General features: G+C 31.1%; 21 protein-coding genes, 1 other RNA gene and 1 pseudogene. 6 read left to right on the top strand and 17 right to left on the bottom strand.

The features are described from left to right. Positions 1–91: 91 nt before the first annotated feature. From H526_RS27975 to H526_RS0100795, 4 genes are all read right to left on the bottom strand, one after another. The gene (locus H526_RS27975; protein WP_035084049.1) at positions 92–1,756 is read right to left on the bottom strand and encodes a serine hydrolase; all 1,665 of its coding nucleotides are present in this window, start codon (positions 1,754–1,756) and stop codon (positions 92–94) included. Positions 1,757–2,000: 244 nt separating this feature from the next. Then, a complete protein-coding gene (locus H526_RS27970) occupies positions 2,001–2,549 on the bottom strand; it encodes a DUF4494 domain-containing protein (RefSeq protein WP_035084047.1) in 549 nt (182 codons plus the stop codon). 101 nt (positions 2,550–2,650) lie between these two features. After that, a complete protein-coding gene (locus tag H526_RS0100800; RefSeq protein WP_027391224.1) occupies positions 2,651–5,590 on the bottom strand; it encodes an FAD-binding and (Fe-S)-binding domain-containing protein in 2,940 nt (979 codons plus the stop codon). Next, positions 5,587–6,066: an Lrp/AsnC family transcriptional regulator gene (locus H526_RS0100795; protein WP_035084045.1), complete on the bottom strand. Its 480-nt coding sequence runs from the start codon at positions 6,064–6,066 to the stop codon at positions 5,587–5,589. Before H526_RS0100795 ends, H526_RS0100800 begins: the two co-directional genes overlap by 4 nt. A 160-nt stretch (positions 6,067–6,226) precedes the next feature. Here H526_RS0100795 and H526_RS0100790 point away from each other — a divergent pair, with 160 nt between their 5' ends. The 3 genes from H526_RS0100790 (at position 6,227) to H526_RS0100780 (ending at position 8,323) form a co-directional block, all read left to right on the top strand. Continuing rightward, positions 6,227–7,039, top strand: coding sequence for a DUF1338 domain-containing protein (locus H526_RS0100790; protein ID WP_027391222.1), 813 nt, complete (start codon positions 6,227–6,229; stop codon positions 7,037–7,039). A gap of 125 nt (positions 7,040–7,164) precedes the next feature. Further along, positions 7,165–7,656: a hypothetical protein gene (locus H526_RS0100785; RefSeq protein WP_027391221.1), complete on the top strand. Its 492-nt coding sequence runs from the start codon at positions 7,165–7,167 to the stop codon at positions 7,654–7,656. Between the two features lie 130 nt (positions 7,657–7,786). After that, the gene (locus H526_RS0100780; protein WP_035084043.1) at positions 7,787–8,323 is read left to right on the top strand and encodes a hypothetical protein; all 537 of its coding nucleotides are present in this window, start codon (positions 7,787–7,789) and stop codon (positions 8,321–8,323) included. A gap of 81 nt (positions 8,324–8,404) precedes the next feature. Here H526_RS0100780 and bshA read toward each other — a convergent pair whose 3' ends face one another. From bshA to rnpB, 3 genes are all read right to left on the bottom strand, one after another. After that, positions 8,405–9,532 (bottom strand): N-acetyl-alpha-D-glucosaminyl L-malate synthase BshA, encoded by a 1,128-nt coding sequence (gene bshA / locus H526_RS0100775; protein ID WP_027391219.1) that lies wholly within the window; start codon positions 9,530–9,532, stop codon positions 8,405–8,407. A gap of 193 nt (positions 9,533–9,725) precedes the next feature. Then, complete coding sequence (locus tag H526_RS0100770) at positions 9,726–10,004, bottom strand: hypothetical protein (RefSeq protein ID WP_027391218.1); 279 nt, start codon at positions 10,002–10,004, stop codon at positions 9,726–9,728. A 53-nt stretch (positions 10,005–10,057) separates the two neighbouring features. Next, an RNA gene (rnpB, locus tag H526_RS30585) (RNase P RNA component class A) lies at positions 10,058–10,371 on the bottom strand. 128 nt (positions 10,372–10,499) lie between these two features. Between rnpB and H526_RS30500 the strand changes: the two are divergent. Continuing rightward, positions 10,500–12,304 (top strand): annotated as a pseudogene (locus tag H526_RS30500) (DNA polymerase III subunit gamma/tau). Positions 12,305–12,462: 158 nt separating this feature from the next. After that, positions 12,463–13,044: a MiaE family protein gene (locus H526_RS0100755; RefSeq protein WP_027391215.1), complete on the top strand. Its 582-nt coding sequence runs from the start codon at positions 12,463–12,465 to the stop codon at positions 13,042–13,044. Positions 13,045–13,100: 56 nt separating this feature from the next. On the opposite strand, the gene H526_RS0100750 is transcribed toward H526_RS0100755, so the two are convergent. From H526_RS0100750 to H526_RS0100725, 6 genes are all read right to left on the bottom strand, one after another. Further along, positions 13,101–13,826, bottom strand: a complete 726-nt coding sequence (locus tag H526_RS0100750) for a DUF6733 family protein (RefSeq protein ID WP_027391214.1) — start codon at positions 13,824–13,826, stop codon at positions 13,101–13,103. Positions 13,827–13,828: 2 nt separating this feature from the next. Continuing rightward, the gene (locus tag H526_RS0100745) at positions 13,829–14,707 is read right to left on the bottom strand and encodes an alpha/beta fold hydrolase (RefSeq protein ID WP_035084037.1); all 879 of its coding nucleotides are present in this window, start codon (positions 14,705–14,707) and stop codon (positions 13,829–13,831) included. A gap of 2 nt (positions 14,708–14,709) precedes the next feature. Beyond that, entirely contained in the window at positions 14,710–16,293 is a 1,584-nt protein-coding gene (locus tag H526_RS0100740) for a class I adenylate-forming enzyme family protein (RefSeq protein WP_051335911.1), read from the bottom strand. Positions 16,294–16,423: 130 nt separating this feature from the next. Then, positions 16,424–16,696: an acyl carrier protein gene (locus H526_RS31605; protein WP_027391211.1), complete on the bottom strand. Its 273-nt coding sequence runs from the start codon at positions 16,694–16,696 to the stop codon at positions 16,424–16,426. 11 nt (positions 16,697–16,707) lie between these two features. Next, on the bottom strand, positions 16,708–17,985 hold the full coding sequence (locus tag H526_RS0100730) for an alanine racemase (RefSeq protein WP_027391210.1): 1,278 nt from the start codon (positions 17,983–17,985) through the stop codon (positions 16,708–16,710). A gap of 128 nt (positions 17,986–18,113) precedes the next feature. Then, the gene (locus tag H526_RS0100725) at positions 18,114–18,659 is read right to left on the bottom strand and encodes a YybH family protein (protein WP_027391209.1); all 546 of its coding nucleotides are present in this window, start codon (positions 18,657–18,659) and stop codon (positions 18,114–18,116) included. 243 nt (positions 18,660–18,902) lie between these two features. Between H526_RS0100725 and H526_RS0100720 the strand changes: the two genes are divergently transcribed. Then, the gene (locus H526_RS0100720; RefSeq protein WP_027391208.1) at positions 18,903–19,553 is read left to right on the top strand and encodes a Crp/Fnr family transcriptional regulator; all 651 of its coding nucleotides are present in this window, start codon (positions 18,903–18,905) and stop codon (positions 19,551–19,553) included. A gap of 10 nt (positions 19,554–19,563) precedes the next feature. Here H526_RS0100720 and H526_RS0100715 read toward each other — a convergent pair whose 3' ends face one another. The 4 genes from H526_RS0100715 to H526_RS0100700 all read right to left on the bottom strand — a co-directional run bounded on the left by H526_RS0100715 (position 19,564) and on the right by H526_RS0100700 (position 23,755). Then, on the bottom strand, positions 19,564–20,118 hold the full coding sequence (locus H526_RS0100715; RefSeq protein ID WP_027391207.1) for a porin family protein: 555 nt from the start codon (positions 20,116–20,118) through the stop codon (positions 19,564–19,566). A 131-nt stretch (positions 20,119–20,249) separates the two neighbouring features. Next, a complete protein-coding gene (locus H526_RS0100710; protein WP_027391206.1) occupies positions 20,250–21,158 on the bottom strand; it encodes a Ppx/GppA phosphatase family protein in 909 nt (302 codons plus the stop codon). Positions 21,159–21,163: 5 nt separating this feature from the next. Beyond that, positions 21,164–23,269 carry a polyphosphate kinase 1 gene (gene ppk1 / locus H526_RS0100705; RefSeq protein WP_027391205.1) on the bottom strand — a complete coding sequence of 702 codons (2,106 nt, stop codon included), beginning with the start codon at positions 23,267–23,269 and terminating at the stop codon, positions 21,164–21,166. Then, positions 23,270–23,755, bottom strand: coding sequence for a SixA phosphatase family protein (locus tag H526_RS0100700; protein ID WP_027391204.1), 486 nt, complete (start codon positions 23,753–23,755; stop codon positions 23,270–23,272). Between the last annotated feature and the right edge of the window lie 142 nt (positions 23,756–23,897).

Raw genomic sequence — 23,897 nt, 5'->3', positions numbered from 1 at the left:
AAAGCGGAGTTAAAATATTAAATTTTACTCCGCTTTTATGATATCTAATAATTTGATATTAAAATTATGGCTGAACTAAGATCTAGAATCCCTAATTGATCCTTTTTGCCGGCATTTTTCTTCCTCCTTGATTTAGAGTCAAACTATCTATTAACCCTTTGTTATTAGCGTTGAAACTAATTTCTGCAGGTACTACTTTTAGGAAAAACAATGTCTCGGATTCTGCAAAAAGTTCAAACTTAGGTTGCCCTGTAGCCTCTGCATATATTGAATTTCCTTCTAAAGTAATGTCTATGATGAAGTTTGGTTGTAACTCGAATTTACCCACATATTGTTTCAAAATATCTGCTGATACCGTAATAGACTTTCTTTCTGCAGGAGGAGCTTTATCAATTCCTTTTCCTGTAAAACTTTCATCAGCAGTTTTAAATACTGTTTGTCTTTTTCCATCATCAGTCATCGAAAAATTATAAGATATAGTTCCATCATCAAAAATAAACGAACCATCTTTCATTTGGTATATTTCAAACTCTCTAGAATTTTCTCCTTCTCTTAGATTAAATAGTTTACCATCTTTAAGCATAATATGTCTTATAACATTATCTTCAAACTCATAAGCTCCTACCCATTTTTTTGCTTCTTTAATTGATAATGCAACTGCATCTTTTTTATCAGGAATTGGTTTACCTATGGCAGTAGCTGCTACTTTCATAGTGATTTCACGTACATTCTTACAGTTACAATTAGTTAATCCAATTACATATACATTTTCATTTTCTAGAAAGATTCCATTCGTTGTGTATCCAAAAATTCCTCCACTATGCGCATATCCTTTAGATTCTTGTATTATGGTCTTACTCCAACCATAGCCATAATCAATTTCTTCGCCACTGTTTAACTTAGATCCGTTTATTGCTTTTTCTAAACTTGATCTTTTAATAAAGGTGTTAGCACTTATTGCATTTTGCCATTTTAATAGATCATCTACTGTAGACATCAATGATCCTGCGGCGTAAGGTAATGTAAGACTTAGATAATCCGCATTAAGGAATGCATCTTCATTTTGTTTATACCCATAAGCTCTATTTTTAATAAGTTCACTAGTACTTCCGTAATATGAAGAATTCATTCCTATTTTTTGGAAAATATTCTTCTCTATAAAATTTTCATACGTATCTTTTGTTACTACTTCAATAATATATCCTAATAATATATAACCCGAATTATTGTATCTAAACTCTTCTCCTGGATCAAAATCCATAGGCTCATTTTTAAATACATCTATTAATTCGGTTGGTGTCATATCAGTACGCGCAGATTTCATAAAACTAGGCATACCAGTATAACTTTTAATACCAGATGTATGATTTAGAAGATGATGAACGGTAATCTTCTTTCCATTCGTAGGATAATCTGGAATATACTTAGTGATTTCGTCTTCAATTTTAAGTTTTCCTTGTTCTTCTAACATTAGGATTGCAACTGCGGTAAATTGCTTGGTTATCGAACCTATTTCGAATACATTTTCTGGTTTGAGAGGAACTTCTAATTCTAAATTAGCTTTTCCAAATGCCTTTCTATAAATAGGTTTTCCATTTTTGGCTACTAAAATTGAGATACCTGGTTCGTCTACAGAATACATCGAAGAAACTATAGCATCAATTTCTTTTTCTAAATTTTGGGCCTGTGTACTAAAGAACATTCCTGTACAAAAGAAAACTAAAAGTAACGTTTTAATTGTTTGTGATAATTTCATGTGATTATTATTTTGATTGATAATGTGGTTGCTTAATAAAACAATTATTATCTATTTGACGATCAATTCTAGAATAAGTTACTAAAAGATTAAAATTATTATTCTACAATAATATATATGAGAAATTAACTTTTTTAGTCAAATTAAAAATTATTATATAAAAAAAGCTTTTGGAGCATTCATATCATATGCTCCAAAAGCTTTTTTCTAGAAACCTCTATTAGGTTTTAATACTTTAAAAATATTATTCTTCTTCTCCTATAAAACCTGGAGCTGCCGGTACATCTTCATCTATTTCTACTTCTTCTACTTCTTGAATAGAATCTCTCAATGCTTTGAATTTTTCTAATTGTTCCTCTTCACCTGTAAAATAAGGAAATACATCCATAATTGGTGATTCTGCAATTGCAGGTATTGTATAATCTCCTGTTGTACCTTTCATTACGCTATTAGTATTGTCAAAAGCTTCTTTTACATCATTAGCCTGAATTAAAAGATACATATTTGTTTTCCTTTCTTTACCGCTTTCTTCGTCATAAGCTATCAAAGATACTTTTGATTTAAACCAACGATCAGAATTTTCAAAAGGGTGTATCTCAGCAAAATTTGCAACTTTTATATTAGTAATAATAAATTCTTCACTAACATATGCTGCCATTTCTTCATTAATTCTAGTTTCTGCTTCTGTATAAGATACTGCATCCACTAAATAAGGTTCTGTAGTTACTTTCTGTACTCCAGAATCATTTATTTTTCTATATTTTACTTTACATTCGTACCAAGTAGCGCTCATATATTTACTTTTTTAGGATGCCAAATATAAATCTTAAAAAAAGTTCTCAATACGAATTTTGTTATTAGATATTCACAATTTCACAACACATTGATTATAGGTTATTTATATTCTGTTTTCGATATTAAAGCTGCATTTAATATACTAACAGGATGCAATGCAATACGTTTTGTTCCATCTTTAATCTGATGTCTACAACTAGTTCCAACAGCAGCAATAATAGTTGTTTCTGGAGCTTTTCTTACCGCAGGAAATAATGTTTGTTCCCCAATTTGCATACTCACATCATAATGCTCTTTTTCATAACCAAAAGACCCTGCCATACCACAACATCCAGAAGGGATAATGGTCACTTTATAGTTTTTGGGTAGATTAAGGTATACAAACGTTGTATGAATAGTAGACAATGCTTTCTGATGACAATGCCCATGAAGTTTTATCACTTTTTCTTCCTTTGTAAATTGCTCAGAAGTAATATTACCTAGTTCAACCTCTGATTTTAAAAACTCATCAATTAAAAAAGTGTTTTGCGAAAGTATTTTTGCTACTTCTTTATCATCAGCTAACCTATGATATTCATCTCTAAACGTTAATATCGCCGAAGGCTCTAATCCAATTAATGGAATATCACTAGATATTAATTCTCTAAAAATATTTAAATTATAATTCGCAAGTTTTTTAGCCTGCTTTAATAATCCTTTAGAAATAAATGTTCGACCACTTTCCTTGTGATTTGTAATTTTTACCTCATAACCTAATCCTGTTAACAACTCCAAGGCATCGATTCCAATATCTGTATCTAAATGATTCGTAAACTCATCAACAAAAAAGTAAATGCTTTTAATTGGATTTTTAGGTTGTTTTAGTTTTAAATGGTATTGACACCATTTTCTTAAAGACTGTTTGCTTAGTAATGGCAATTCTCTCTCTTTAGCAATACCAAGAGTAGATTTTAAAATTCCAGAAGTAAATGTGTTTTCAAAAAAGAAATTTGTTAAACTGGGTGCTATTCTTCCTAGATTATTTAACGTATTATTATTTGCAAATAATTTAGTTCTAAGAGAAGTTCCATTTTCTTTTTGATATTGATATTCGAACTCTGCTTTTAGCGCAGCTACATCGACATTAGAAGGACATTCACCAGAACAACCTTTACAACTAATGCATAAATCAAATACTTCTTTTAATTCTTTCTTGTTAAACTTATTAGGTTCGGTATTATTCGTTAATACTTCTCGTAGTGTATTAGCTCTACCCCTAGTTGTATCCTTTTCATTTTTAGTAGCCCTATAACTAGGACACATCGTTCCTCCAGATTCTACCGATTTTCTGCAATCTCCACTCCCATTACATTTTTCTGCAGCACGTAAAATTCCTAAAGAATCTGTAAAATCTAATAATGTTTCTATTTCAGGTTCTTTTCTATCAATCTCGTACCTTAACTGTTCATTCATAGCATAGGCATCTACTATTTTTCCTGGATTAAAAATACCATTAGGATCAAATACAGTTTTTATCTGTTTTAGTACATGATAATTCGCTTCTCCAATCATAAAAGGAATATACTCTGCTCGAACAATTCCGTCACCATGTTCTCCACTCATGGATCCATTGTACTTTTTTACCAAACTAGCTACATCATCAGTGATTTCTTTAAAGAGCACAACATCTGTTTTCTTTTTAAGATCTAAAATTGGTCTTAAATGCAGTTCCCCAGCACCCGCATGTGCATAATAAACTGCATCTTGATCATGTTTTTTCATTAGATCAGAAAACTCTTTGATATAGTTTGCTAAATCAGACAAAGCTACGGCCGTATCCTCTATACAGGCTACTGCTTTTTTATCACCAATAATATTACCTAATAACCCCAACCCTGCTTTTCTGAGTTCTAAGGCTTGATTAATTTGATTTCCCAATAAAATAGGATTCGCATAGGTCAATCCTGAATTCTCTAATGTAGACAACAGTTTCATTTTTTGTTTTTCAAGACTTTCTAAATCATTAGCTCTTAATTCTAACATTAAAATCGCTTGAGGATCATCTTCTATAAAAAAGCGATTCTTAAGTTGTTCTACATTGTTTTTTGTACAATCTAAGATTGTCTTATCCATCATTTCACAAGTAAATAATGTATGTTTCATTACTGGTTCTACAGCATTTAAACAGTCTTCGATAGAATGAAAGTGAGAAGCTATCATCAATGACTCCTGAGGAGGTAGTTCATCCAGTTGCAACGTAATTTGTGTTGTAAAAGCTAATGTTCCCTCACTACCAGATAATAAATTACACATATTAAAATCCTTTTTGCAATCTGAGAAAACATTGGATTTAATTAATTCATCAATTGCATATCCAGTATTACGTCTATGTATCTCTGGTTTTGGAAAATTATTATGTATATTTTCTTGTACATCTTTAGAAATCAATTCATTAAAAACAGTATCATATATCTTACCTTCTAATGTATTTTGATTCCTCTTATGCTCAAAACCTTCTTTAGAAACATTGGAAAACGTTACTTCGCTACCATCAGATAAAACTGTTTGTAATTCGATTACTTTATCTCTAGTAACTCCATATTGTATAGAAGTAGTACCACTACTATTATTGCCAACCATACCTCCTATCATACAACGATTAGAGGTAGAAGTATTTGGTCCAAAAAACACCCCATAAGGTTTTAGAAAACGGTTTAAATCATCTCTAATAACTCCAGGCTGAACAGTAACTGTTTTTTTAGCTTCATCGATAGATATTATTTTAGTAAAGTATTTAGACACGTCTACTATAATACCATCTCCAACACATTGGCCTGCTAAAGAGGTACCGGCGGTTCTTGGTATTAAACCGCAGCTATTATCGTTTGCAAAATTTATAATTTTCTTTAGGTCCAATACATTTTTAGGAAAAGCTACCGCAGTAGGAATTCTGCGATATACGGATGCATCAGTAGCATATAAGGATTTGGTAAGAAAATCGAATTTCAATTCTCCGTCTAACTGTTCACTTAAAGTAATGAGATCAGCCTCTTTTATCATATTTGTTTTCCTTTTACTAATGAATCTAACGTAATCTGCCGTTTAAAATTGGTATCAAAACAAATAAAACTATCAGTACCAGCAACTCCGTCTATTTGATGAACTTGTTCGTACAGTATATTACGTAAATGATGATTATCATATGCAAATATCAGGATAAAAAGTGCATAATTACCAGATACATAATTACATTCTAATATTTCTGGTATTTTAGCTAAATCATCAACCACTGACCTAGCATATCTAGCTTCTTTAAGCCTTATTCCTACATAAGATTTGGTTTTGTATCCTATTTGCTTCTCATCAATAACAAACTCGGCTTTATTAATTACCTGATTCTCTTTTAACTTTCTAATTCTTTGATGTACTAATGAATTAGAAATCTTTAATTCTTCGGCTATCTGAGAAAAAGGTTTTCTAGCATCTTCGCGGATCTGCAATAATATTTGCTGATCTATATAATCAAAATGATTCATAATGAATGAAATTTTGAGTGATCTAAACTATAAATAAGAAATCTTATTTTAAAGCAAAATCAATTTGACATAAAAAAAAACAATAATTAATTAAATCAATTACCTAAAGTAATAAAATTAGTCAAATGTAGTACTTTTGAAATAAAAATAAACAGATAAAATGAATTCTACACTTTTTTTTAACGAGCTATGGAAACAATATGCCCATAAAACTCCATCTGCAAATAAGGTTAAATCTCTATTAACAGAAGAGAATGAAACGATTTTCAATGATCATATCGCAATTAGAACTTTTGATGACCCAAGAACTAATATTAGTGTAATCGCTAAACCATTTTTAGCAATGGGTTATAAAGAAATAAATGAATATCATTTTGAAGCTAAAAAACTGTATGCTAAACATTACGAACATGCTGATAATCCTGATGCTCCAAAAATTTTCATAAGTCAATTGCTAAGCCATCATTTTACTGAACAGCTTCAGAAAACTGTAAAAGAATTATTGGATAACGTCGAGCATACAATTTTTGATCAAGATGATCTAATACTAAAAGGTAGGGTTTGGGAGACACCATCCTATGAAACCTATAAAAACTTACAACAAGAATCTGAATATGCTGCTTGGATGTACGTTAATGGTTTTTGCTCCAATCACTTTACAGTAGACGTTAATAAACTGAACAACTTTAAAAATTTAACTAGTCTTAATAATTTTCTAAAGGAAAACGGATTTGTACTAAACTCTTCTGGTGGAGAGATCAAAGGAACTCCTTCTCAATTTCTTGAACAATCAAGTATTTTAGCAGATAAAATCGAAATAGAATTTATTGAGGGGATCAAAGAGATTACTTCTTGTTATTATGAATTCGCATTTAGACACAAACAAGAGAATGGTAAACTTTTTACAGGGTTTATAGCAAATTCAGCAGATAAAATTTTCGAAAGTACAGATATGAAATTACAAGAAGTTTAGACAGGTTTTAAAAGAATTCATATGTTGTATTAAATTAGAAATTAACAAAACCTTAAGCAATTCAGTCATATTAAAAAAAAGGATCTAACGTTATATTGGGATAACAATAAAAAAACAATATCACAATGACGAAGCGTATTATTATCATTACCTCTTTATTATTTGCTTCAATTTTTACAGCACAAGCGCAAGAAATTTCGGAACATGCTATAGGTTTAAGACTTAGTGAAAGTAATGGTTTTTGGGCAGAAGCTACTTATCAAGCAAAATTAAGCTCTAAAACTAGAGCAGAATTAAATCTAGGAGTGCAAGGAAGAAATAGTTTTAATGCTGTTAAATTAACTGGAATCTATCAATGGGTGTTTAATATTGATGGAGGACTAAACTGGTATGTTGGGCCTGGTATCGGTGGTGGTCTTGTCGATTATGACAATGATCTTGATAATAGGGATGACTTAGGGACTTTTGGTTTTGTAACGGGAGACGTTGGTATTGAATTCAATTTCGACTTTCCGTTATTAATTTCTTTAGATTTTCGACCAGAAATTTACTTTGATGATTACACAAATGATGATATAATATTTAATCTTGGTCTAAGTGCAAGATATAAGTTTTAGTACATCTAACATATCATAATAAAAATCCCTTGGCACTATTGTCGAGGGATTTTTATTTTTTTTCGATTATATGTTAACCTTTTCATTCGATTACATACAAAAGGTAAATATTAAAAAAAACCTTATAATCATGAAAAAATTATTTTTTGTTCTCATCTTAATTGTAACTAGTATTAATCTTCAGGCACAAGATATTCCTAAAAGTGCTATAGGTATTAGATTATCACAAGGAGTTGTTGGTGATGAAGGATTTGGTCCAGAAATTACATACCAACGTCAAATGTTTGGAGAACATAATAGAATTGACGTTAACCTAAGTTGGAAAACAAATTCATTCATTAACACCTATCGTGGAGGTGCATACTTTCATTGGAGTTATAACATTTGGGATAACCTAAATTGGTTTGCCGGTCCTGGAATAGGTGCAGGATATATTGACTTTAAAACTAGCATTTTTGGTTTTGGAATAACCAATGATAGAGATAGTGAATTCTTTCCATATGTTGGAGCTGATTTTGGAGTAGATTATCGTTTTGATTTTCCACTGCAGGTGGCATTTAGTATTCGTCCAACGTACGATATTCATAGTATAGAAAATACTGGAGGATTTAGTGATGTGGATAACTTCGGAGTCAATATCGGAATTGCTGCAAGATATATCTTTTAAACCCCTCGAGAATCAATTGATTTGATTTTTGTTTAGTTGTAAGGCGCTATTATCAAAATAATAGCGCTTTATTTTATTTCTCTAAACCGAGGCGAGTGCGCTCTCATATAATTCTACATACAAAGGAACTATATTAGCAATATCAAATTTCAGTGCTTGATCAAATGCTCCTTCCTTAAACTTATCTAATGTTTCGTCATCTCTTAAAATACTAATTGCATTATTAGACATTTCCTGAACATCCCCTACATTACTTAAATATCCAGAAACACCATCTAAATTAACCTCTGGAATACCTCCTGAATTACTCGATACTACGGGAACTTTGTTTACCATAGCTTCTAAAGCCGCTAAACCAAAACTTTCTCTCTCGGAAGGAAGCAAAAACAAATCAGAGAAACATAATATTTTATCAATTTCATTACTATTACCAAGGAAAATGACATTATCCTTTATCCCTAATTCTTTACACTTCTTTTCAGCCGCTTTTCGCTCAGGACCATCACCTACCATTAATAACTTAGCGGGAAGTTCTTTTTGAATATTATAGAATATATCTACAATATCCATAATTCTTTTTACCGGTCTAAAATTACTAATATGAGTAACTATACGCTCTTCTGGTTTAGCCATCAACTCTCTCTGGCAATCTGTAAAATCAGTTTTACGTACACTAGCTTCAATAAAATTGGGAACTACCTCAATAGTTTTCTTTATATCAAATAGTCTTAATGTATCATCTTTTAAACTTTCTGAAACTGAAGTAACAATATCACTATTATTAATACTAAAGGTAACAGCCGGTTTATAAAAAGGATGATTCCCTACCAATGTAATATCAGTACCATGTAATGTCGTCACCATTGGAATATGTATGCCTTCTTCTGCTAATATTTGTTTGGCCATATATCCCGCATATGCGTGTGGTATAGCATAATGTACATGTAGTAATTCTATATCATATTTCTTTACCGTATTTACCAACTTGCTGGATAAAGCTAATTCATACGGTTGATAATGAAATAGAGGATATTCTGGAACAGTAACCTCATGGAAGTGAATATTAGGACTTAATAACCCAAGTCGTACTGGTTGTTTATACGTTACGAAATGTACCTGATGGTTTAATTTAGCAAGAGCAATTCCCAATTCTGTAGCCACTACTCCACTACCTCCAAAGGTCGGATAACAAACAATAGCAATATTCATAAATACAATTTTCTTTTGGTAGCACAATGTACAAGAAAAATAGTATTGCTACTTGTTAAAGGATTTGTAAAAAAGTTATTTGATTTTAATTAGCTCTATTTCTTCAACCCCAATTTTTTTTTACATAAAACAATTTACCATCTGTAAAACTAGGATCCAACACTTTTAATTTTCCATTTTTTGAATCATAAGCTCAAACAGTATATGTATTGTAATTTCCTTTGACATTTTTCATCGATTTAACATATTCCATTTTTAGTGTTCCTGTATACACATCTCTAAAAATATGAATCTTTGTAGATAGATTATTATTTTCCAATTCAGCATTAATAAGATACGTTTTGAATTTGTTATAAGAATCCTTTTCTATGATCCATTTTCCAAACAATTCTTCTGTATTAGGAATCTGATTTTGAGCGGAGATTGATACAACAGAAATTAACAGAAATAGCAAGGTAATTTTGATTGGCATATCTTTATCTTATTTACTCAATCGAATCAAATTGTATGCCTAACTAAAGAAATAAAAAAAGCAGATCATAAGCCGGATTCTGTAATCCATCAAAGATGGAATCCTTATCATTTATCTAGCCTTGATATTACTATCAAGATCAAACCGCCTACCCTCCAACATTGGGCGCGCAACCCTTAAGCGTTGGTATACATGGCGTTGCACCGTATAGAGTTTACCTGGTTTCACTACAGCCTTACCTGTACATACTTTCTGCTGCACTTGTCCTCATCTCACGACGGACGGGCGTTACCCGCTATACTGCACTATGGTGTCCGGACTTTCCTCTCTTTTGATAAATCAAAACAGCGATAAGGTGATCTGCTTACGTGCAAAAATAAAATAAATAGAAAGCTTGAATAAGTAATTCGTGTTTTTTTTAAACTGTTAATAACTCGGTTGTAAAAACCAAATACAGTAATTCTTTATTTCCAATCAATTTTTAACTTTGTATCGATGGAACACTTCATAGTATCTGCACGTAAATATAGACCTCAGACGTTTAAGGACGTTGTGGGACAACAGGCTATTACTAATACGCTGCTTAATGCTATCGAGAACAATCACCTTGCGCAAGCCTTATTATTTACAGGCCCAAGAGGTGTTGGTAAAACATCATGTGCTAGAATTCTAGCAAAAACAATTAATCAACAAGGACATGAAAATCCAGATGAAGATTTTGCATTTAACATTTTTGAGTTAGATGCTGCTTCTAATAACTCTGTTGATGATATCCGAAACTTAATCGATCAAGTTCGTATACCTCCACAAGTTGGAACTTATAAAGTTTACATAATTGATGAGGTACACATGTTATCACAAGCAGCTTTTAATGCTTTTCTTAAAACATTAGAAGAACCGCCAAAACATGCAATTTTTATACTTGCAACTACAGAGAAACATAAAATCATTCCAACGATATTATCTCGTTGTCAGATTTTTGATTTTAAACGAATAACAGTTACCGATGCAAAGAATCATTTGATGCAGGTAGCTGAGCAAGAAGGAATAACTGCTGATGAGGATGCTTTACAAATCATTGCTCAAAAAGCGGATGGTGCTATGCGAGATGCTTTGTCTATTTTTGATAGAGTTGTTAGTTTTAGTGGTAAAAATCTAACTCGACAGGCGGTTACCGAAAACCTCAATGTATTAGATTACGAAACGTATTTTAAGACTACAGATCTAATTCTGCAAAATAATATTCCCCAGTTGCTTTTAGAATTCAATGAAATTCTAGCTCAAGGATTTGATGGTCATCATTTTATAGCTGGTTTGGCTTCTCATTTTAGAGATTTATTAGTTTGCAAAAATCAAGCTACCATTAATCTATTGGAAGTTGGAGAACAAACAAAAGCCAAATATTTAGAACAATCACAAAAAGCACCACATCCATTTTTAGTTAGGGGAATTGAACTTGCAAATGATTGTGATTTAAAATATAAAACAAGTCGTAACCAGCGATTATTGGTCGAATTATGCTTAATGCAACTTGCCTCTGTACTTACAAAAGACGGAGAAAAAAAAAAGGCCAGCCTTACATAATCCCTCCTAACTATTTCAAGGAAAAAGGAATACAACCAGTAAAGATTTCTCCAGAAGTTAAGGAAAGAGCTGAAGAAAAAGCTGATCATAGTGAATCTGAGATTTCTATTTCTAAAGAAAATCCTGATGTATCTGTTTCATCCACTCCTGTTGATGAAAAAAAACAAGAATCTCCTTCTCAAATTACTAATACAGAACAAACAGCTACTATAGGTCCGACCACTTCGGAAAATAAACCTTCAATTAGAAATAGAACTGGTAGAACCTCTGGTTTATCACTAAGTAGTATTCGTAAGAAAAAAGAACACGCAGAGAAAAAAGTAGATACGATTGTTGATCCTAAAAATTTACCTAGTGATGATTTCACTGAATCCGAAATGCAAGCTGGTTGGGAAGAATATGGGAAAATGCAAGACAAAAAAGGAGAACGTATTATTGGTTCTATGTTCGCGATGAATATACCTACATTAAATGATGGTAAAATTTATTTAGAACTACCTAATAATTCTATGAAAGCTGATATGGAGAGTGCACTACCAGGATTATTTCAGTTTCTTTACAAAAAACTTAACAATTATAGTATTGCACTTGATATTAAGGTAAACGAAGAGGCATCAAAAAAATATGCTTTTACTCCGCAAGATAAATACGAAAAACTTCGAGAAAAAAATCCTCTTATTGATAAATTAAGGTCTGATTTTGACTTAGATATCTAATAGTGTTTTATTGAAAAATTATATAACTTAAGATTTCTGATAAACATGATTAAGATCTAGAGTCAACATTTCTTAGTTTAAAAAAACCTTTCCATCTGACTAATTAGCATTAGAAAAATCAAAATAGTAATTTTGCTTATTATAATTGAAACAAGATGATGCTAGGTTTAAAACTCCCAACTGATCCGCGATGGGTAAATATTGTAGAAAAAAACATTGAAGAAATCCTTACGGATCATGCCTATTGTGAGCAAAAGGCAACATCAACTGCCATATCATTAATTGTTAGTTTCCCCGAATATACAGAATTGGTACAGGAGATGACTAAACTAGTTAAAGAGGAAATCAGTCATTTTAAAATGGTACACGATAAAATCATTGCCCGTGGATGGACATTAGGTCGAGATAGAAAAGATGATTATGTCATTCAATTAGTTACTTTTTTTCCAAAAGGTGGTAGTAGAACTACGCAATTAGTACATCGACTATTATATGCAGCCTTGATTGAGGCCAGAAGTTGTGAACGTTTTAAACTTTTATCAGAAGAATTAGAAGATCAAGAATTAGCTAAGTTTTACAGAGATTTAATGGTTAGTGAAGCTAATCATTATACTATGTTTCTAAACTTTGCCCGTCAGTATGGAGATCGCAAAGAAGTTGATCAAAAATGGCAGGATTTATTGGATTTCGAAGCAGATATCATGAAATCTCTAAGTAAAAAAGAATCAATTCACGGATAGTATAAAGCGAGTATAACTTGTTTTTTACACTCGCTTTACGCAAATTACTATATGATTTATAATGGTATAAATGCAGAAACTTTATAAAACTCATCAGAGGTTCCTGCATCCGTATTTAAGGTTGCTCCTGCCGATATTCTAAAAGCAATTCCTTTATCAAATTTTAGTTTAATTGACCCTCCTAACCACTGATATACTAATAAAGGATCTCCTTCTTCTTGTCTCGTTACTCCAAAGGATTCATAAAAAGCTCCTAAAACTACACGCTTACTAACACTTATTCCCGGAGCCATCCAATTTAAAAGATAATCTTTGGTCAAGATACCATCATCTTCTCGTATTGATTTATAGTAAGATATATATCCTTCAAAATCAATCAAACCCTTTTGATAGTTTACATAAACACTCGGAACAATTCCTTCTCCTATTTTAGTTCCTGTGCTATTAGATGAAAACTTACCACTAGTGAAACCAAAAGATGGATTAATATATAAAGATTTATCTAATAACTTAAATCCTAATCCAACAGACGTTTCTAACAATAGATCACTTCCGGATGGCAAGTTTCCAAAAGATGGATTTGTCCAAAAAATAGTATAAAAGGTAATATCAAAATTTCTATTCGTTTCAAAGTTACCAAAGAAAATAGGATAAAAACCTGCAACACTATTATGAATGATTTTGGTTGCAAATGTAGTTTTATTCTGTTCTTTTTTTTCCTGAGCACTAGAGGCATACATCATTAATAAGCATGCTATAATCGTTAATATATTCTTTTTCATAATTAAAATTCTGTTTGTAAAAATTGATTTATTAATGTTGAGGTTTCTATATGTGTTTCTTCGAGGTGCAGATGATGACCACCTGTAACCCAATGAACACTAACTTTTTTAAACCTCTTAAGCCTTTCGCTAAACATTCCATTTGAGAAAAGGCCCTCTTTTCCTAAAATAACAAGTACCTCACAAGATATTTTTTCAATAAAAAGTTGCGCTTGTCTTTCTGTCATCTTATAACATTCTGGTAAGGCAATACGTGGATCATACCGCCATCGATATCCATTAGATGTTTGAGACAAAGATCTCCCTATCAAGCAAGCGGATGCATCATACGACATACTACTGATGTTACTCTTCATTCTCTCCTTAATAGCTTCTTCCCTAGTATCAAATTGAGAAGAATTTGTTGAAGAAAAACCAAACAACTTAGTCTTCTTAGCCATTTTCATTTGTTTTGTGGATTTTCTAAAATTAGATACAACATCCCCCTCATTAATTACAAAAGGAGCACCTAAACCATCTATAAAAACTAGCCTATCCATAAATTCGGGCATTGCAGCCGCAATAATAGCTGCCACTCCCGTACCCATGGAATGTGCAAGAATCGAAAAGTTCTTCCATTTTAATATACTTACTACATTCAATATATCAATCGCATAGTCCCACAAATAATAGGAATCATTAACTGATCGATGATCAGAAAAACCGTGACCAGCTAAATCAAGAGCGACTAAATAAATATCCTCAGAAAGTAATGGTGCTATCTTGTCGAATGTATTTGCATTATCCAACCAACCATGAATAGCAAGCAGCGGTTGACCTGTCTTATCTCCCCAGGTTTTAGCACTAATCTTAAAACCTTCTATATCCAATACTAATTCCATAATTAAATAGATATCGTATTATTAGCTTCTTCTATAATTTTTAATGCTCTTTGTTTTAATACAATTACATTAAATTTTCCATTCGGAGTTTTTGGAATTGATTCGATAATCTGAATATACTCTGGTACTTTATAATTTTCTAAATTAGATGAGCAATGCGATAAAATCTCTTTTTCTGTAATTGATTCATTTGAGTTAAGTACAATGAACGCAAATAACGCTTCTCCGTAATCAGCGTGAGGAACACCTGTTACTACAACAGCGTTGACTTCTTTAATATTTCCTATATAACCTTCGACTTCTTTGGGACTAACTTTTATACCTCTAGAATTAATCATATGATCCATTCTACCTATAAAATAGAGATATCCATCATCGTCAATAGTACAGTAATCACCGGTATACAATACTTTTTCACTTGGATATCTACCTGGTTTAAGTTTTTCTAATGTTTTAATTGGTTTATTCCAATATCCCTGCATTACAGTTGCACCGCGTATTACTAATTGACCTATTGTATTTGGAGTAGATATTTTGTTATCATCAGAATCCACTAACCATAGTTCAGTATTTGGAATAGCTATCCCTACACTATCCGGTTTATTGTCAATATCTTCTGGAGGCAAGTACGTACATCTCTTACATTCTGTTAGGCCATACATTGAAAATATTTGAGCCTTTGGAAATATATTTTTGATCATCTGAATATTACTACTCGTTAGGGCAGCTCCAGTATTTGTTACGGAACGTACACTTCTTAAATCAAAACGATGTTTCTTATTTTGCTCAAATAATAGCATGATCATCGTTGGTACTGCAGGTATTATTGTTGCTTTCTCCTTTTCTATTCTTTTTAATAGAAATATGGGCCAAGTGGATTCTTTTTCTAATACTAATGTTGCTCCAACAGAAATACTCATAATCATTTGATATAAACCATAATCAAATGATAAGGGTAAAGCGCATAAAATTTTATCTTCCTTACTATACCTCAAATAACTATTTAATGAATTCGTAGCGGCAATCATATTTTGATGAGTTAACATCACTCCTTTTGGTTCACCGGTAGAACCAGAGGTATATATAATAGCAGCTAAATCAACACTAATTGTTCTCGAAGAAACAAGTTCTTTTTCCGTTTTATTAGATACACGTCCAAAATCAACAAATAAGGTTTCTTCTAGATCTAATGATTTATTAGGAATAATAACCTTTTTAAGCTTTGAGTTATCTAATAGTTCTATATTCTGAACTGCTATATCTTCTTTGGTGATTAAAACTATAGCACCAGAATCATTAAGTATATATTCAATTTTATTAGATTTTAGCTCAGTTCCTACAGGAATTACAACAGCTCCAATTTTTAGAACTGCCCAGAAAGAGATGACAGTCTCTATAGCATTTCCTAATTGAAGTACAACACGATCTCCTCTTTTAACACCGATATTTTGAAAATACGAAGCAAGTGAATCGGATTGTCTATTTATGTCAGAAAATGAAAATCTTTCTTCTCCGAATACTACAGCTATTTCGTTAGGATATAGGTGTGCAGATTCTTCCAAGAAATTTTGAATTTTTGGTATCATTATAAAATATTTATAAGTTGAATTAACAAGTAGCTTATTGATACTTCTAAAATGATTAGAGTATCAATAAGTACTTGCGGTAAAGAAATCTAGAATTCCTCTACAATAATTAAAATGGAAGTTTTATACGTTATAAAACCGAAACATCTATGTTCATTTCGGTAAGTACATACTCGAAAATTGTTTGTAACGTATTGAAGTGTTTGGCTTCTATATTATCAGGGTTTACTTCGAAACCATTAATATTATCTTCTAAATATGTTAGAAAAAACATAGATGAAAGCGAATCAATTCCTAAATCATTTTTAAGATGAGATTCTATTAAGATCTCTTCTTTGGTAGTATTCGGAATACTATCTAGTAAACCGTCTTTTATTATATCTAAAATTTTATCAGTATCCATTATTATATCAATTAACTTAAGATTGGTTCTTCTTGTTTAAAATTTACTAGTATTTGCTTATTTACAATATCTTCTGTTGTATCACTACCTCTAATAAGGTAGGTTTCTCCTCGATATAATAATACCTCAGAAGGGAACCCATGACTATGAAAAAGTCCAGGAGAAGATGTTGGACCATAAGCTCCTGACAACTCAACTAACAAAATATCAGATACATTTACTTTAGTAAGCATAATATTGCGTCCAATAATATCATCTGGACTGCATAACGGTCCTGAAACCTGATACTTATCTACAAAACTATCATCAGGATTAGATATATTTTTCATTGGAAAATTTCTTTTTACCACTCTTCCTGAGCCCGCTGCTGCAGAATGGCAATTAGTACCTCCATCCGTTACAACAAAAGTTTTTCCATGATTAAATTTCATATTATTTACTTTAACAGCCATAGAGCCTGCGGTACCAATTATAAATCTTCCAGATTCCATAATGATTCTAGTGTTAGGGAACCTTTTGTGAAAGCTATTGAATAATGGAACCATTAAGTTTCGAAATTCCTTAAGGTCTAGTTCTTCTTGATTATTAAAATATGGAATTCCCATTCCTCCCCCTACATCAACCATAGTGAATTCGCAATTGTATTTTTCAACAATCTTTTCGTATAATTCTAAAATATACTTAGTGTTTTCATATACTGATTTAGCTTCTAAAATATTTGTACCATTATATACATGAATACCTCTAATATTTACATTCGGTGTATGCAAATAAGTTTTAAAATTACGAATCGCTTGTTGTTCTTCAATCCCAAAATGAGTAGGCCTACCTCCCATTTTCCAAGGAGATCCTTCTGCAGAAAAGTCTGGATTAATGCGAATCGCAACATTAGCTGTAACTCCCAATTCTCCAGCAAAAGAAGAGACTCTTTCCAATTCTACTTCAGATTCTATTACTATAGCAAATATGTCTAATGCGATGGCTTTTTTAAGCTCTTCATCTTTTTTACAAGGACCTAAATAAATGATATCATGAACAGATGTTCCGGCTTTAAGAGCGATTTCCATTTCTGTGATAGAACATACCTCTGTACAGGCTCCTTGTTCTCGTAGCAATTTTACCAAAGAAACATTTGGATTTACTTTAAGAGCATAAAATACATCCACACAAGAAGGTAATGCATTAACTAAATTTTGATAATTGGTAATCAATTGTTCTCCGTCATAAAAATATGCTGGTGTTCCATATTTGTCTACAGCAGATATTATTTCTTTATTATTGTTTTTCATTTTTTTAGTAATTATCAGTAGTAAACGTGATACACATGTTTAACTACAGTAAGATATATTACTCCATTGAGCACTATATTCTTATTAAGTATTGAGTTTTAAGAGTGTTTTAAGGAAGGTTTGGAATTCTATTGATCTGAATTAAACATATCATACTCTATAAGCCAATGGCCATTTTCTTTTTTCCATAGAATCACATATGACCCTTCGAAAACGTGCTCTTTTTTTGAATCTAAATAACCGAGCATATGACATCTTTGAAAGGCCACATCCATTTTTCCAAAAAACTGTAATTCATCCTGAAAAAATTCAACTCTATCTACCGATTTTACACTTAGAGAAAATTCTTTTTCAATTTGGATTCTTCCTATTCTAGGTTTGACTCCTGGTTTCATAAAAACCGCACCTTTGCTCGTGTATTCTTCTGAAATTCCTTTTGGATCTTTATTCCTCCATTTAGATTCGAAACGACGATCCGCTTTATCAATAAGTTTTGCTTCTTTTAAAAGGTCTTTTTCCGTAACATTTTCAATTCCGAAATAACTAACTACAGAATCTTTGTATTTAATTTCAGCTTGAGTTGGTTTTGTAGCTGCCAAAAATGATGATGATAAGATTAAGACAAAAATTCCGATAAAAAACGTCCAAGTTGGTTTTAGACTAACTGTTTTCATAACTGGTTTGAGTTTAAGAGTTAAAAATTAATATTTATAAGATTCGAAATTATAGCAGCTTCAATTTTTTAGTTATAAATATTCTAACACAAACTTTACTTTATTATAGTTATGAGCGATAATAAATGACATGAATACCATAAAAAAAATATGTAATAATGATAATCAAATGTGATTTTAAACGTTAAATCGATATTATTTTAACATTTCATAAAGATTTACCGTAAAAAATCAAAAAAGAGAATGTATATTAATTTATTAGATGGCCTTATAAAAGCCGATCAATATAAGCGGAACTGCTATGATCAAAAAGAAATTATAACTAATCAAGAATATATATGTAACAAATTCTACATCATTAAAAATGGAGTTGTAAAAGTTAGTAGTCTAACAGAAAAAGGAGATGAAATAATACTATTCGTACTAAGCAAAGGGCAAGTTTTTGGGTCGAACCCGATTATAGATAATTCGTACACAAATTACTTTTGTGAATCGCTTAACGAAGAAACTATATTATATGAATTTGACATTCAGCAGGTGAGGAATCATATAAAAGAAAATCATTTCAAATATAAAGATATACTGATTGCACTAGGGAATCAATATTTCCAATTAGAAAGAAGAATACGAACTTTAACAAATAATAGTGCTGAACAACGTTTAATCAATGTTCTTCTAGAATTCATGGAAAAGTTTGAATCAATATCGGATAACAATCAAAATATCATCATTGATATACCCCTCAATCAAGAAGAAATTTCTAATTACATTAGGGTAACAAGAGTTACTATAAATAAAATAATTAATAAACTTAAAAAAGATCTACTAATTGAATCTAATCAGCAAAAAATTATTTTGAAAAAAGGTTTTTTTGACTACCAGAAAGGATTTTAAAGTAAAGTAATTACAATCTATAACCAACAGATAATTGAATATTTCGGTTTGTTCCATCTATGTTTATACCCGCTCCATCATCAAAAACATTAGATAATCCAAAAGCATAACGAAGATCTACAAAAAAGTTATCTGTGATATTCGCTCCAACTCCAATTACTCCGGCAAAATCAAACGTACCAAAATCAGTATCACTAGATTGATTATCTTCCCATTCCCATATCTTAAGTCCGGCTTGTGGTCCTAATTGAACATTAAAAAGATCAGTAATATTGTATTTTAACATTACAGGTAATTGAAGATAATTAACTCGTAAGTCTCTATCTTTATTTCCTTGTCCAGAATATTGAAATTCTGGTTGTAATCTTAATTTATCTGTTAATCTATAGTCCGCTAAAAAACCAACTACAACACCTATTCTACTCTCATCTAAATCTCCGGTGATATCATCAGAACTAATAGAACTTAAATTTGCTCCTATTCTAATTCCGTATCTTGATTCCTGAGCGTTGATAGTAACAGTACCTATAAATAAGGCAAAAAGTAAAAGTAAAATTTTATTCATAACATAAGTATTTATAATCAATTTGGTTCCTAAAGCAATTTAACACAAAAAAAGTAATTTTAAAGACTATGTAGATAGTTTAAGCCAAATATTCCAATGATAAATCGACAAAAAGTCAATAAGTTGATTTTTTATGTCTTTAATCGATTTTCTAGTTTTTCACTGTACAAAGATTTTATAATCCCATCTGACAAACCAATTTTAGGGACAAAAATATCCTTAGCCCCACTCCATTTCATAGCTGATAAATATACCTTAGTAGCTGGTAGTATAACATCTGCTCTATCTTGATTTAAGTTTAACTCCCATATTCGTTCTTCATAGGTTAAAGAGTTTAAAAGATCATAATAAGAACTTAAATATAAAAACGATAATGGTTTCCCATTACTCTTTCCACTATTCTTAAAGATATTATTAATATTTCCACCAGAACCAATTAATGATAACCTGGAATATCCATTAGTAGTATCCGTTATCCATTTTTCTACTTCTTTCCAAGTATTTTCAGAAACAACATTATTAAGCAATCTTACTGTACCTAATTTAAAAGATCTAGAAGCTATTGTATTTCCATTATGATAGAGCGTAAACTCAGTACTACCACCTCCTACATCTACATATAAATAAGTTGCATCAGTATTAATTAAATCATGAAGATCCGTCATTGCAATAATAGCAGCTTCGTTAGTTCCATCGATAATATCAATCTGAATTCCTGTTTGTTTTTTAATCAGATCTACTACTTCCTTGCCATTTTCAGCTTCCCGCATGGCAGATGTAGCACAAGCTTTGTATCTAACTACCTTATGAGTATTCATTAAAAGTTGATATGCTTGCATTGTGTCAATCATCCTTTTAATATTTTCATCAGAAATTTTATTCGTCAAAAATACATCGGCTCCCAATCTTATAGGAACTCGAACCAGACTGGTTTTCTTAAACCGGGTAGTTTTCCCTTCTTCTTCATGTACACTACTAATTAGTAATCTAACTGCATTAGAACCTATATCAATAGCCCCATATTTTTCTATAGTCAACAAAATATTTAATTTCCTAGTTTTCTTAAATAATAATCATACGTAGCAATTTGAGATCTTACCTTCGCATTGTCGTTTCGAATATACCCATTATCCTGATTTTCTGAAAGTTTTCGGCCTTTGACATTATCACTCCAACATATTTCGAATGTATCTATCAATTCATCTTTAATATCATCATCATAAATAGGGCAGGTAATTTCCACACGTCTATCTAAGTTTCTTCTCATCCAATCGGCAGAGGATATAAAAACCTTAGGGTCTCCTCCGTTTTCGAATATTAAAAGCCTTGGGTGTTCTAAAAACTTATCTACCACACTGATCGCTCTAATATTTTCACTCATCCCTGGAATTCCTGGAATCAAGCAACATATACCTCGAATTATTAAATCAATCTTTACACCTGCTCTACTTGCTTCATAAAGTTTATCGATCATACTATAATCGCTTAAACTATTTAATTTTAGTTTAATTCCAGCAGGTTTTCCTTTTTTACTATTCTCTATTTCAGAATCAATTAATTTAGTCAATGAGCTTCTGGTATAATGAGGTGATACAAATAAATGCTTATATCTACTTACTTTATAATTAATTTCAAAAAATTTAAACACCTTATTTGTCTCCTTCAAAATAGCTTCATTGGTAGTAAACAAGGTATAATCAGTATATATTTTGGCCGTAGATTCATTAAAATTTCCTGTACTAATAAATCCATATCTTTTTAATTTACCTTTTTCTTCTCGCTCAATAACACAAGCTTTACAATGAACTTTTAAACCTGGAACACCAAAAATTAAGTTTACTCCTTCTCTCTGCATTTGTTCCGCATAACTAATATTTGCTTGTTCATCAAATCTAGCTTGAAGCTCTATCTGCACAGTAACCTTTTTTCCATTCTTTGCTGCATTTATCAAAGAACTAGCAATATGAGAAATACTAGCCAATCGATATATCGTAATCTTAATTGTCTTTACTTTTGGATCAATTGCTGATTCTCTTAAGAATTTAACTGTATAAGAAAATGTATGATACGGAGTATATTGCAGGTAATCCTTTTTAGCTATTTTATCCAGAAGACTTCCTTGTAAACTTAATCCAGGAATTGTTAACGGAATCAATGACTGATATACTAATTCCTTTTTACCTAAATCTGGAAAATTCATATAATCTCTTCGATTATGGTATCTACCACCAGGAATAATACTATCGGCATTATCAACACCCATTTTTTCCATTAAGAAATTAAGTGTATCCTTATCTATAGTCTTATCGTATACAAATCGCACTGGTTCTCCATCTCTTCTCGATTTTACACTACTAGAAATTTTTTCTATAAAACTTTTACTAAAATCATTGTCAAAATCAAGCTGTGCATCTCTAGTAATCTTGATCATATGTGCAGAAGCACTTACATAATCAAAAATACTAAAGTTGATCTGCATACAATACCTTATTAGATCATCTAAAATTATTATGTATTTTTTACCATCTTTTTCTGGTAATACAACAAAACGATCGGTATTCTTAGGAATTTCAATTAGTGCATAGATTTTTTCCTTTGTTTTCTGGTGTAAAATCTTAGATATCGTACCCTCTTTAGGTACTTTTTCTTTTAACACTAATTTTACCGCCAGATAAGCGACACTGTCTTTAAGGTGTGGAAACTTATCTAGATCATTCAAAATATAGGTTACCAAGGCGGGGCTTACCTTATCTACAAAATACCTACGAATAAAACTATCTTGTTCTGGAGTTACTTGATTTTCATTAATAATAAAAATATTATGTTCTTTTAGTCTTTCTCCAATAGTATTAATCGTTTTTAAACTTTCCGCTTGTTGCTTAATAACTATTTTGGTAATTTGTTCTAATAACTCGCTTGCAGTTTTACCTTTAAGGACATTTTTACCATCCCTACCTGCAAGATCAATTCTTTTTATTGCCGCATAACGTACTTTAAAAAATTCATCTAAATTATTAGAAAATATACCTATAAATCTTAGCCTTTCTAATAACGGAACACTATCATCAGACGCCTCTTGTAACACTCTAGCATTAAATTGTAACCAACTTAATTCTCGATTTATATATTTATTTACCTGATTTTCTACCATTTATCGCAAATCTTTAGGAAAAAGAGTCAGTATGTTTTTTCCTACACCTATATCTTTCCAACTATCAATATCAAACTGAATACCTATAACACCTGCTGTTGGTAGATTATCTATCATTTCACTACCGTAAAGATTTGCTATAGAAGTAAATGCGTGGTTATGACCAAAAATCATAAGAGCATGTACCTTATCATCACAATTTTTAATAACTTCTATCACCTGATGTCCATTAAAATCATAAAGCTTTGGCTCTAAACTAAATATAGCATCATGAACCTCTAGATTATTTAATATAATCCTAGCGGTACTTTTGGCTCTCTCCGCATCACTACTTATAACCTTATCAATAGAGTTTATAAGGTTTTTTAACTCTTTTCCGATCAAATCAGCATCCTTCAAGCCTCGGTTATTTAAGGGTCGTTTATGATCATCTAAATCAAACTCCCAAGAGGATTTAGCATGCCTAATAATATATAAAGTTTTCATACTTCAGAAAAAGTTTAAGTAAAATAAAATTATATACGCAAGTTTAAGAATAAGCATTTACAATTCTATAAATAAAATGATAAAAAAGAATATTCTAAAAAAAAACTATCCATAAGTATAATTTTCATGAATATGAATCTAA

Source organism: Aquimarina latercula DSM 2041 (genome assembly GCF_000430645.1).
GTDB lineage: Bacteria > Bacteroidota > Bacteroidia > Flavobacteriales > Flavobacteriaceae > Aquimarina > Aquimarina latercula.
This window is presented reverse-complemented; position numbering and strand designations above follow the sequence as displayed.